The 11,786-nt window shown below is 65.2% G+C and carries 11 protein-coding genes and 1 pseudogene; 5 read left to right on the top strand and 7 right to left on the bottom strand.

Annotated features, from left to right (window positions below; translation table 11 throughout):
* Window positions 1-52 precede the first annotated feature (52 nt).
* The 4 genes and pseudogenes from KDD17_RS00645 to ltnD all read right to left on the bottom strand — a co-directional run bounded on the left by KDD17_RS00645 (window position 53) and on the right by ltnD (window position 3,590).
* Complete coding sequence (locus KDD17_RS00645; RefSeq protein WP_212704815.1) at window positions 53-811, bottom strand: hydroxypyruvate isomerase family protein; 759 nt, start codon at window positions 809-811, stop codon at window positions 53-55.
* Window positions 808-1,455, bottom strand: coding sequence for a 3-oxo-tetronate 4-phosphate decarboxylase (gene otnC / locus KDD17_RS00640; RefSeq protein ID WP_212704814.1), 648 nt, complete (start codon window positions 1,453-1,455; stop codon window positions 808-810). The genes KDD17_RS00645 and otnC overlap by 4 nt, the downstream gene beginning before the upstream one ends.
* Window positions 1,400-2,689, bottom strand: a complete 1,290-nt coding sequence (gene otnK, locus KDD17_RS00635; RefSeq protein ID WP_212704813.1) for a 3-oxo-tetronate kinase — start codon at window positions 2,687-2,689, stop codon at window positions 1,400-1,402. Before otnK ends, otnC begins: the two co-directional genes overlap by 56 nt.
* Window positions 2,689-3,590: pseudogene (ltnD, locus tag KDD17_RS00630) on the bottom strand (L-threonate dehydrogenase). The gene otnK and the pseudogene ltnD overlap by 1 nt, the downstream one beginning before the upstream one ends.
* A gap of 163 nt (window positions 3,591-3,753) precedes the next feature.
* On the opposite strand from ltnD, the gene KDD17_RS00625 reads away from it, so the two are divergent.
* Window positions 3,754-4,170: an acyl-CoA thioesterase gene (locus tag KDD17_RS00625; RefSeq protein ID WP_212704812.1), complete on the top strand. Its 417-nt coding sequence runs from the start codon at window positions 3,754-3,756 to the stop codon at window positions 4,168-4,170.
* A 14-nt stretch (window positions 4,171-4,184) separates the two neighbouring features.
* Here the strand turns inward: KDD17_RS00625 and KDD17_RS00620 are convergent, their stop codons facing one another.
* A complete protein-coding gene (locus KDD17_RS00620) occupies window positions 4,185-5,711 on the bottom strand; it encodes a cryptochrome/photolyase family protein (RefSeq protein ID WP_212704811.1) in 1,527 nt (508 codons plus the stop codon).
* The gene (locus tag KDD17_RS00615) at window positions 5,708-6,373 is read right to left on the bottom strand and encodes an SDR family NAD(P)-dependent oxidoreductase (RefSeq protein WP_212704810.1); all 666 of its coding nucleotides are present in this window, start codon (window positions 6,371-6,373) and stop codon (window positions 5,708-5,710) included. The genes KDD17_RS00620 and KDD17_RS00615 overlap by 4 nt, the downstream gene beginning before the upstream one ends.
* A gap of 248 nt (window positions 6,374-6,621) precedes the next feature.
* Here KDD17_RS00615 and KDD17_RS00610 point away from each other — a divergent pair, with 248 nt between their 5' ends.
* Window positions 6,622-8,187: a 2-isopropylmalate synthase gene (locus KDD17_RS00610; RefSeq protein ID WP_212704809.1), complete on the top strand. Its 1,566-nt coding sequence runs from the start codon at window positions 6,622-6,624 to the stop codon at window positions 8,185-8,187.
* Between the two features lie 105 nt (window positions 8,188-8,292).
* On the opposite strand, the gene KDD17_RS00605 is transcribed toward KDD17_RS00610, so the two are convergent.
* Window positions 8,293-8,877 (bottom strand): VOC family protein, encoded by a 585-nt coding sequence (locus KDD17_RS00605; RefSeq protein WP_212704808.1) that lies wholly within the window; start codon window positions 8,875-8,877, stop codon window positions 8,293-8,295.
* A gap of 196 nt (window positions 8,878-9,073) precedes the next feature.
* On the opposite strand from KDD17_RS00605, the gene KDD17_RS00600 reads away from it, so the two are divergent.
* The 3 genes from KDD17_RS00600 (at window position 9,074) to KDD17_RS00590 (ending at window position 11,775) form a co-directional block, all read left to right on the top strand.
* Complete coding sequence (locus tag KDD17_RS00600) at window positions 9,074-10,120, top strand: rod shape-determining protein (protein ID WP_284438384.1); 1,047 nt, start codon at window positions 9,074-9,076, stop codon at window positions 10,118-10,120.
* A gap of 104 nt (window positions 10,121-10,224) precedes the next feature.
* Window positions 10,225-11,136 carry a rod shape-determining protein MreC gene (gene mreC, locus KDD17_RS00595; protein WP_212704807.1) on the top strand — a complete coding sequence of 304 codons (912 nt, stop codon included), beginning with the start codon at window positions 10,225-10,227 and terminating at the stop codon, window positions 11,134-11,136.
* 6 nt (window positions 11,137-11,142) lie between these two features.
* Complete coding sequence (locus tag KDD17_RS00590; RefSeq protein ID WP_212704806.1) at window positions 11,143-11,775, top strand: rod shape-determining protein MreD; 633 nt, start codon at window positions 11,143-11,145, stop codon at window positions 11,773-11,775.
* Window positions 11,776-11,786: the final 11 nt, after the last annotated feature.

Raw genomic sequence — 11,786 nt, 5'->3', positions numbered from 1 at the left:
GGCTGGGGGCTTGGTGCGGCCCTAAAGCGCCGCGTGCAAGCCTGTCGCCGCGTCACGCGCCCATAGACATCCAGCCAAGTGTCGCATCGGTATCGCCACCGGGCTTGTACTCAGCCCCCAGCGGCGCGTCCCAGCCCAGCCGCGCCAGTTCGGCAAAGACGCTGGCATAATCGACCTCACCGTGATCCGGCGCCCCCCGGTCGGGGACGGAAGCGAATTGCACGTGACCGATCAGCGGCAGATGCGCATTGAGCCGGTCAATCACGTCGCCCTCGGTCCGGCCCACGTGGTAGCAATCGAACATCAGCCTCAGGTTGGGTGCGTCAACCTCCGCAATGATATCTGCCGCCAGCGCGGTGTCGCGCAGGAAATAGCCCGGTGCGTCATGGGCGTTCAGCGGCTCAATCAGGATCGTCAGCTCAGCGGCCTGCGCGCAGGCATGGCGCAGGTTGCCGACAAACGCCGCGTGGGCCTGCGGGCCCTCGGCAAAGCCGGCCATGACGTGGATCGCGCCCGTACCCGTCGCCCGCGCGTAGGAAATCGCCTCGTCAATCGCCGCGCGGGCCTCCTCTTCGCGTCCGGGCAGCGCCGACAGCCCGTTCTCCCCGCCCGCCACATCGCCGCGCCGGGTGTTGAGGCCCAGCATCGGCAGGCCGGTCTCCTCCAGTGCTGTGCGCACATCGGCGGCGGGCGTGTCATAGGGCCAGTGGCATTCAACCGCGTGAAACCCCGCAGCCTTTGCCGCGCGGATCGCATCCGGCAGGGGGCGGTCCATCCACAAGAACCCCAGGTTGGCCGAGAATCGCGTCATCCATCCCACTCCACATCAAATTTGGTCACCACCGCGCGCAGCTGGTCGTCGGTCAGCCCACGCGCCTCTACCCCGCGCAGCATCATGGCGAGCCGCGCGGTCTCCTCCAGCTCTTCGACGGCGTTGCACGCGGCCTCCACGTCCTTGCCCGCAACGACGGGTCCGTGATTGGCCAGCATCACCGCGCTGCGCTTGCCCGACAGGCCACGCACCGCCGCCCCCATTGCCGGATCGCCCGGCAGAAAGAACGGCAAAAGCTTCACCCGCCCCAGCTTCATCACCGCATAGGGCGTGAGCGGTGGCAGAAAATCATCGACATCCGCATCCGGCATCATCGACCAGGCGACCGAATGGCAGCTGTGCAGATGCACCACCGCGCCGGCACTGCTGCGCGTGTCGTAAAACGCGCTGTGCAGCGGCATTTCCTTGGTCGGTGCATCGCCTGAAATCAGCGTCCCGCCCGCGTCAAACCGGCTAAGCCGTCCGGGATCCAGCCTGCCAAAGCTGGTCCCCGTCGGCGAGACAAGCAATCCGCCGTCCCCCGTGCGCGCCGAGATATTACCGGTGCTGCCGTGGGTCAGCCCCCGGTCAAACAGCGATTTGGCCAGCAGGCAGATCTGTTCGCGCAGCCTCGCCTCGCTCATGGGGTGCCCCCAGCACGCGGTCCGCCTTGGCAAAGAAATCCTCGGCCCCGAAGTTACCGGATTTCAGCGCGACCACCAGATCGGGGCGCGCGCGCAGCGCAGGCACGCCGGGGTCGATCTCTGGTCCGATTTCGAGCGTTTCCAGCGCCAGCCCCTCGACAACCGCGCCAGAGGTTTCCCCCCCGGCGGTGATGATCCGCGTGGCGCCTTTGGCGACCGCGTGCCGGGCCACATCGGCAAAGAACGCCTCCAGCGCCTCCGACGCGCGCGCGCCGCCAAAGGTCTCTTGCACCTGTGCCACGGCCTGTGGATCGGCAGAGCTGTAGGCCAGCGGCACACCCTCGGCTGCGATCAGCCAATCGGCGATTTCCTCGGCGCTCAGGCGCCCCTCGATCACATCGGCGGCGATGATTTCGCGCGCGGGGTGCGTGCGGGCGTGATGCGCCACCTGCGCGCGCGTCGCGTTTGAGCATGATCCCGACAGCGCCACCGCCTTGCCCCCTTGCCCGGTCCATGGCACCTGCGCGGCGGTGCAGCCGAAATTCGCAGGCAGCCCCAGCGCCACGCCAGAGCCGCCGGTAATCAACGGCAGATCCCGTGCCGCCTTCCCGATCTCAAGCAGATCGGCGTCGCGGATCGCGTCCACCACGATCAAACGGTGCCCCGCCTCGTGCTGCGCCTCCAGCGCCGTCCCGATCTGGGCAGCCCCGGCAAAGACATCCCCCGCCCCGACATGGCCGACCGAAAACCGCGTCTGCGGCGCGAGCCAGCGGCGAATGTCGGCGTCAGTCATGGGGGTGACGGGATGGTTCTGCATCCCGCTTTCGCTCAGCAGCGTGTCGTTGACGAACAGATGCCCCTGATAGATCGACCGCCCCGTGCCCGGAAACGCGGGGCAGACGATCACGCGGTGCGCGTCCAGCGCGTCCGCCAGCGCATCCGCGACGGGCCCTATGTTGCCTAGAGGGGTCGAATCAAAGGTCGAGCAGTATTTGAAGAAGAACTGCGTGCACCCCTGCGCCCGCAACCACTCCAGCGCCGCCAGCGATTGCGCCACCGCCTCGCGCACGTCGATCGAGCGGGATTTGAGCGCGACCACGCCCGCCTGCACATCCGCCGCCGCGTCCCGCGTGGGCACGCCGGTATATTGCACCGTGCGCATCCCGCCCTTGGCCAGCGTGTTGGCCAGATCGCTTGAGCCCGTGAAATCGTCGCCAATGCACCCCAGCAGCATCAGCCCTCTCCCGGCAGGGTCAGACCCGCGTTGCGCGCATAGACCTTGGCGACGGCGGCGTCATCCTCGGCCCCCAGCCCCATGCCGGCGGCGGCCAGGTATTGCTGCATCGCCGCCGCCGTGATCGGCGCGCTGAATTGCGCGGATTTTGCGATATCCAGCACGATGCCCAGATCCTTGGGCCAGATGTTTACCTGACTGTGCGGGGTATAGTCGCCCTCGACGATATGCGGCGCGCGGTTCTCCAGCATCCAGCTGGTGCCCGCACATTGGCTGATGACCTCGACGAACTTGTCGGGCGCCACGCCCTGCGTCATGCCAAAGGTCAACGCCTCGGCCATGGTCGCGATATGCACGCCGGCAAGCAGCTGATTTACCGCTTTCATCGCCGATCCGGGGCCGGCAGTATCCCCCAGCGTGAATACCGTCTCGGCCACCGCCTCCAGCGCCGGAGCGGCGGCGGCAAAGGCTGCGCCCGTCCCCGCCGCCATCACCGACAATTGACCCGTGGCCGCCTTGCGCGCGCCACCCGAAATCGGGGCGTCGAGGTAATGTACGCCAGCCTCGGCGCAGCGCGCTTCCATCCTCTGAGCGAATTCCGGTGGTACCGTCGCGCAGGCAATCACGACCGCCCCTCGCGCAGACCAGCGACAATCCCGCCCTCACCAAAAAGCACGGCTTCGGTCTGGGCCGCGTTCAGCACAACGATCATCGCCGCGTCCAGCATGCCCAGATGCCGGGCAAGCCCGCCGTCCGCCCCGCCCTCGGACCGGAAACGCGCTTCCTGCGCCGGTACAACATCAACGCCGATTGTCTGATGACCCGCGCGCAGACACGATTGCGCCATCCCGTATCCCATCGATCCCAGGCCGATCACGGCTGTCTTGGGGGTGTCGGCCATTTTGCTGATCCTTTACTGAGACAATTCCGGTGCATGTTAACGCTGACGGGATACAAGCCAAGCCCACCGTCGGAAAAACTTTGCGCCGGACAAACCCCGGCGCGCCCCTTTGCAGCCGACACCCGCACGGCTATACCTGTTTGCGCACGCAAAGGAGCCTTGGATGAGTAAAATATTCACCACCACGAGAGAACTGCGATTTGGTGATTGCGACATCTCCGGCACGGCGTATTTCCCGGCCTATCTCGACATCCTCAACGGCGTGAACGAGGAATTCTGGACCCACATTGGCTATCCTTGGCACGAGATTATCTGGAAAGACCGCTGGGGCACACCGACCGTGCATCTAAGCTGTGACTTCTCCAGCCCGTCGCTTTTCGGGCAAACGCTGACATTCGAGCTGCGGGTCGTCAAAGTCGGTCGCTCTTCGGTGACGCTCAAGCACGAGATCAGCTGCGAGGGGGAGCCGCGCTGGCGCTCGACCCAGGTGCTGGCCGCGTCGGATCTCGACAAACACACTTCGGTGCCCTGGCCCGATGACGTCAAGGCCACGCTGGATGGCTGGTGCGCCGACGACTAGCCGCCGCGCCCGCGTTACACCACCTCGCCCGCATCCAGTCGCGCAAGAACCTTTTCCGCGTCGGCCAACACGGTCTCGCGGCGCTCTTCATCCATGCGGTCCCATGTGCGGTACATGTTGCCCATGCGGGCGTTGTTGGAAAACCGCGCCCGGTGGGTGATGAGGAAATGCCAGTAGAGCGTGTTGAACGGGCACGCCCCTTCACCCGTCTTCTTTGTCACCGAGTAATCGCAGCCCTTGCAGTAGTTCGACATCCGGTTGATGTAGGCACCCGAGGAAACATAGGGCTTTGACGCGATCACACCGCCGTCGGCGAACTGGCTCATGCCTACGACATTCGGCGCCTCGACCCATTCGTAGGCATCGGCGTAGACCTCAAGATACCATTCCGACACCTGCTGCGGATTGATCCCCGCGATAAGGGCAAAGTTTCCGGTGACCATCAGACGCTGAATGTGGTGCGCGTAGGCATGATCGCGGGTGGCCTCCACCGCCGCCGACATGCACGCCATCCGGGTCTCGCCGCCCCAGTACATTTGCGGCAGGTCGCGGGTCTGCTCCAGCCCGTTGCGCGCGGCATATTCGTCGCCTTCAAGGAAATAGATCCCCCGCATGTATTCGCGCCAGCCGATGATCTGGCGGATGAACCCTTCGACCGCATTGATGGGCGCATGGTCGTCGTTGTAGGCCCGCTCCGCCGCCTCGCAGACCTCCACCGGCCCCAGCAATCCGCAATTCATGTAGAACGACAGGATCGCGTGGAACATGAACGGCTGATCCTCGATCATCGCGTCCTGATAGTCACCGAAAGTGGGCAGGGAGTGTTCGATGAAATGATCCAGCGCCTGAAGCGCCTGCGCGCGGGTCGTGGCAAAGGTGAACGGGCGCAGGGTGCCGAAATGATCGCCGAATTCCGCCTCCACCAGTGCCAGCACGTCGCCGGTGATGTTGTCGGGCTCAAACGTCAGCGGCCCCTTGGGATCAATGTCGCCGGGGGCGGGCTTGCGGTTGTCGTGATCGAAATTCCACTGGCCACCTGCCGGGTCGTCACCCTCCATCAGCAGGCCGGTCTTGCGCCGCATCTCGCGGTAGAAATACTCCATCCGCAGGGCCTTGCGCCCCTCGGCCCAGTCCTCGAATTCCGCGTGGGAGCAGATGAACCGATCGTCCTGCAGGATATGCGTCTTGATCGGCGCGTGGGTGAGTTTGCTGATCAGGCGCCATTCACCCGGTTCGGTGCAGATCACGCCCTTGGCGCCCGTCTCCTCCGCACGGCGCAGCAATTCCCCGACGATGGAGCCCGCGTTGTCGGGATCATCGAGCCGGGAGTAGAGCACCGTCCAGCCATCATCCTCCAGCTCAGCCGCGAATTTGCGCATCGCGGCAAAGATCAGCGCGATCTTCTTGGGGTGGTGTTTGACGTAGGTCGCCTCCTCGCGCACCTCGGCCATCACCACGGTATCGCTGTCCTTGTCGGCCTTTTTCAGCGCCGACAGGCCCGGCGACAGCTGATCCCCCAGAACCAGAACCAACCGCGTCACCAGACGATCTCCTTGCCCGCGTAGTCATAAAAGCCGCCGGTCTGCGCGGGCGTGAGGGTGTCCAGCACCTCCAGCATGTTCTGAGCCGCCTCTTCGGGCGGCACCGAGGGGTGGCGCCCGAGGTATTTTTCGGTAAAGGGCGTGGCGACCGTGCCCGGGTGCAACGCGATCATCACCGCCTCGGAGTGGGTGCGCGCCAGCTCGATCGCCGTGGTGTGCACGATCTGGTTCGCCGCGGCCTTGGCGGCGCGGTAGCTGGTCCAGCCGCCGATGCGGTTGTCCCCGATGGAGCCCACCCGCGCCGTCAGCACCGCACAGACCGACCGCCCCTCCCGCGGCAAAAGGCGCGGCGCGTGGCGCAGGATCAGCGCGGGGCCGATGGCGTTGACCGCGAATTGATCCGCCATCGCCTTGGCGGTGATCGCCTTGACGGTCTTTTCCGGCTCCGCCCCGTCGATCTCAAGCGCGCCGGTCAGCACGAGGAGTGCGTCAAACGGCCCCTCAAGCGCGCCCAAATGCGCCTCGACCGACGCTTCATCCGTCACGTCCAGCCCGTCGCCCGACCGCGACAGCCCCGTCACCCGCGCGCCCCGCGCCTCAAGTGCGCTCACCATTGCCGAGCCGATACCGCCCGACGCTCCGATCACCAAAACCTGTTTCATATCCCGCCAGCTAGGGCGTCACCGTTTCACCGCAAGCCCCACAAACCCCCTTTCCAATCGCCGCGGCGTTTGTATAACTATCCCCATGTTGATCGCAGCCCATATCCCGACCTCCGCACGCCTGCCCGTGCGCGCGCTGCGCCCCCTGCTGCTAGCCCGCCTCTGAGCGTGCCGTCGGGCGCGCCCGCTCAGAGGACCCGTGCCGCGCGCCAGACATCAGCAAATCAGACAAATCGAAAGCCAGACCCATGACAGACCAGACCCAAGACCGCGTCTTGATCTTTGACACGACCCTGCGCGACGGCGAGCAATCGCCGGGTGCCACCATGACCCACGCCGAAAAGCTGGAAATCGCGCAGCTGCTCGACGAGATGGGCGTTGACGTGATCGAGGCCGGGTTCCCCATCGCCTCCGAAGGCGATTTTGCCGCCGTCTCGGAAATTGCGCGCCAATCGCAGAACGCGCAGATCTGCGGGCTCGCCCGCGCGCAATTCCCCGACATCGACCGCTGCTGGGAGGCGATCAAACACGCGCGGCGCCCGCGCATCCACACCTTTATCGGCACTTCGCCGCTGCACCGCGCGATCCCGAACCTCGATATGGATCAGATGGCCGAGCGGATCCACGATACCGTCACCCACGCGCGCAACCTGTGCGACAACGTGCAATGGTCGCCGATGGACGCCACCCGGACCGAGCTTGACTACCTCTACCGCGTGGTCGAAATCGCGATCAAGGCGGGTGCGACGACGATCAACATCCCCGACACCGTCGGCTACACCGCGCCGCGCGAATCCGCCGATCTGATCGCGAAACTGCTCGAAAACGTGCCGGGCGCGGATGAAATCATCTTTGCCACCCATTGCCACAACGATCTGGGCATGGCGACGGCCAACAGCCTCGCCGCGGTCGAAGCAGGCGCGCGCCAGATCGAATGTACCATCAACGGTCTGGGCGAGCGTGCGGGCAATACCGCCCTTGAGGAAGTCGTGATGGCACTGAAAGTGCGCAATGACATCATGCCGTTCCAGACGGGCGTCGACAGCACCAAGATCATGAACATCTCGCGCCGGGTCTCCTCCGTGTCGGGCTTTGCCGTGCAGTTCAACAAGGCCATCGTGGGCAAGAACGCCTTTGCCCACGAATCCGGCATTCATCAGGACGGCATGCTCAAGAACGCCGAGACCTTCGAGATCATGCGCCCCGAGGACGTGGGCCTGACCGAGACGAACATCGTGATGGGCAAACACTCCGGCCGCGCGGCCCTGCGCTCCAAGCTCGAAAACCTCGGGTTCGAGCTGGGGGACAACCAGCTCAAGGATGTGTTCGTACGGTTCAAGGAACTGGCCGACCGCAAAAAAGAGATCTACGACGAGGATCTGATCGCCCTGATGCGCACCGCCGCCGACCCGGAGGCGGACCGGATCAAGCTGAAATCCATGCATGTGGTCTGCGGCACGGACGGCCCGAACGAGGCGCGCATGACGCTGGTTGTCGATGGCACGGAGCACAGCACCGAGAAATCCGGCGACGGGCCGGTCGATGCGTCGTTCAACTGCATCAAGGCGCTGGTGACCCACTCCGCCCGCCTGCAGCTGTATCAGGTTGCCGCGGTGACAGAGGGCACGGACGCGCAGGCGACGGTGTCTGTCCGGCTCGAGGAAGAAGGGCGCATCGTGACCGGCCAATCGGCGGATACCGATACCGTGGTGGCCTCGGCGCGCGCCTATATCCACGCGCTCAACCGCCTGCTGGTGCGGCGTGAGCGCGGCGGCACCGACGCCAAGGATATCAGCTACAAGGTCGTCAGCTGAGCGCGGGGCAGACTTTGCCCGCAAAGTCTGGACACAAATCTTCGCCGAAGATTTGACACCGCCCGACAGAAACGCCGTGGCCGGAGTGATCCGGCCACGATCACGTCAAGCATAGGGATTTCGCGCGCCCCGGTCCTCGCTCAGCGACCCTTGGGAACGCTCGACGATCATCACGCAGGCATCGGCCAGATGTGCGCGCAGGATGTTGTTGTCGCCCCGCGCGACACGCAGCTTGTGCGCCTCCAGCATCACCTCGGCGTGGCTGGATCCGCGCGGCGGGATGAAAGTATAGCACGCAAGCTCGATCAGCAGGCCCAGCGGATCCTTGAAATAGATCGAATGCATGAAACCGCGGTCCTTCACGCCCGAATGGCCCACGCCCCGCGCCTCCAGCCGGTCGATCACCTGATCGAACATCGCGCGATCCACCTCGAACGCCACATGATGCACGCAGCCGGGATCGGTGGGCGTTCGGTCGTGCACGGGACGGCGCCCCTCATTGGTGAAGATCGTGATCAACCGCCCGTCACCGGGGTCGAAATACAGATGCCCCTCGTCGGGGTCATCCAGATTTGGCTGATCGAACAGGAACGGCATGCCCAGCGTGCCCTCCCAGAAATCAATGCTGGACTGCCGGTCCGCCCCGGTGAGCGTGATGTGATGCACGCCAAGTGTCTGAATTTTCTTCACGGTCGTCTCCTTCAACTTTTCCGGCACCCCGGCCTGTCCAACTCAATCTAGCGCAGCGGCCAAAACATGCCGAGCGGCTTTTGCACGCCCCCTTTAACCCGCTCCCGCCGGGCCCTATAAGGCCCCTAGCCAGCGCCTCGTCAGAGTCGCGGGACAATGGAATTTTATGCGCCCTTCGGCGTCTGTCAGGTGAGCCATGTCAATCTTCGGAAACTTCCGCGGTCTGTTTTCCTCAGATATCGCGATCGATCTCGGCACCGCAAATACGCTCGTCTACGTCAAGGGGCGTGGGATCATCCTGTCGGAGCCATCGGTGGTGGCCTATCACGTCAAGGACGGCGTGAAAAAAGTGCTCGCCGTCGGGGAGGATGCCAAGCTGATGCTGGGCCGTACGCCGGGCAGCATCGAGGCGATCCGCCCGATGCGCGAAGGGGTGATCGCGGATTTCGACACCGCAGAAGAGATGATCAAACACTTCATCCGCAAGGTGCACAAACGCTCGACCTTCTCCAAGCCCAAGATCATCGTCTGCGTGCCCCACGGCGCCACCCCGGTGGAAAAGCGCGCGATCCGTGAAAGCGTGCTGCGCGCGGGTGCACGGCGCGCGGGCCTGATCGCCGAACCTATCGCGGCGGCCATCGGCGCGGGCATGCCGATCACCGATCCCACCGGCAACATGGTCGTCGACATCGGCGGCGGGACAACCGAGGTCGCGGTGCTGTCGCTCGGTGATATCGTCTACGCCCGCTCCGTGCGCGTGGGCGGAGACCGCATGGACGAGGCCATCGTCAGCTACCTGCGCCGCCAGCAAAACCTGCTGGTGGGCGAGACGACGGCAGAGCGGATCAAGACCTCCATCGGCACAGCGCGCATGCCCGACGACGGGCGCGGCACCTCGATGCAGATCCGCGGTCGCGACTTGCTGAACGGTGTGCCCAAGGAAATTGAAGTCACCCAGGCGCAGATCGCCGAAGCACTTGCCGAACCGGTGCAGCAAATCTGTGAGGCGGTCATGACCGCACTTGAGACGACGCCGCCGGATCTGGCAGCCGACATCGTCGACCGTGGCGTCATGCTGACGGGCGGCGGCGCGCTGCTGGGCGATCTGGATCTTGCACTGCGCGAGCAGACCGGGCTGGCGGTCTCCATCGCCGACGAATCCCTCAATTGCGTGGCACTGGGCACCGGCAAGGCGCTGGAGTACGAAAAGCAGCTCCGCCACGCCATCGACTACGACAGCTAAGACCGGGCACCGCACGCGGCCCGGGGCTTGATCCGGGGTCGCGAAGGGCGGCACACTCCGGTTGACCCCCGCGCGCCGCCCCGGCGCCCCAACCGCAGAGAGCCATGGCCAAGGATCGCAGCACATCGCAGGACTACACCACCCCGCTAAGGCGGTTGCTGCTGGCCGTGCTGGTGCTGGCACTGGCGGGCGTGTTCGTGCTGTGGCGCATCGACAGCCCGCGGGTCGAACGGTTTCGCGCGCAGATCACCGACCGGCTGATGCCCAATCTCGATTGGGCCATGGCGCCCGTGACCGGCACCGTGAACCTCTTGCGCGACTTCCAAAGCTACCAACGCCTCGCCGAGCAGAACCAGGAACTGCGCTCTGAACTGCGGCGCATGCAGACCTGGAAGGAAGCCGCCCTCCAGCTGGAGCAGGAAAACGCACGACTGCTGGATCTCAACAAGGTGCGGCTGGATCCGCGCCTGACCAAGATCACCGGCGTGGTGCTGGCCGACAGCGGCTCCCCCTACCGGCAGTCGGTGTTGCTGAACGTCGGCGCGCGGGACGGCATCGTCGAAGGCTGGGCCACGATGGACGGGATCGGGCTGGTCGGGCGCATCTCTGGCGTGGGCGAAAATACCGCGCGGGTGATCCTGCTCACCGATGCCTCCAGCCGCATCCCGGCGGTGATCCAGCCCTCGGGCCAGCGCGCGATTGTGGCCGGTGACAACACCGGCGCGCCGCCGATCGATTTTCTGGAAAACCCCGATCAGGTGCGCCCGGGTGACCGCGTCATCAGCTCAGGCGACGGGGGCGTGTTTCCCGCAGGGCTGCTGATCGGCCAGATCGCCGCCGATCCGGGCGGGCGCCTGCGGGTCAGGCTGGCCGCCGATTTCGAACGTCTCGAATTCCTCAAGGTGCTGCGCCATCACGGCACCGCCCCGGTGCGCGACACCCCCTCGGTCATCAGTGACGGCCTCGACACGTCCGAGAATACCGCGCAGGACGCGCTGGTTGCCCCGGTGGAGTGAGCGGCGATGGATGAACTCTCCCCCATTCGGCTGTGGCTGATGCGCGCGGGCTTTGTCGTGCTCGCCCTGCTGATCCTGTTTTTCTACCTGCTGCCCATCGACACGCAGCCCATCGGCCTTTTTGCGCCCGAACTCTCGCCTCCGCTGGCCGAGATCGACCCGGCGGAAGCGCGCCTGCGGGCGCTGCTGGATCAGGGCGCGCCGCGTTTCTGGGTCGCCCCCGATCTGCTGATCTGCTTTGCCTTTGCCTGGTCGCTGCGCCGTCCCGAGTACGTGCCCGCGCTGTCTCTGGCGCTGGTGTTTCTGACCGCCGATCTGTTGCTGCAACGCCCGCCCGGCCTGTGGGCGCTGCTGGCGCTCTTGGCTTGCGAAAACCTCAAGATGCGCGGCCGGACCCTGCGCGACGGCACCTTTGGCGGCGAATGGGTCGCAGTCACGATGCTGCTGGTGGGGATTTTGCTCCTCAACCGGATCGTGCTATCAGTCCTGCTTATCCCGCCGCCGCAACTGGGGCTGAGCCTTCTGGAACTTGCGGCGACGATTGTGATCTACCCGGGCGTGGTTGCCATCACCCACACGGTCATGGGTGTGCGCAAATCCGCCCCCGGTGAACTGGATGCCCTTGGACAACGCGCGTAGGACGGAGACAG

The sequence above is a fragment of the Sulfitobacter albidus genome (genome assembly GCF_018200035.1).
GTDB classification, from domain to species: Bacteria; Pseudomonadota; Alphaproteobacteria; order Rhodobacterales; family Rhodobacteraceae; genus Sulfitobacter; species Sulfitobacter albidus.
This window is presented reverse-complemented; position numbering and strand designations above follow the sequence as displayed.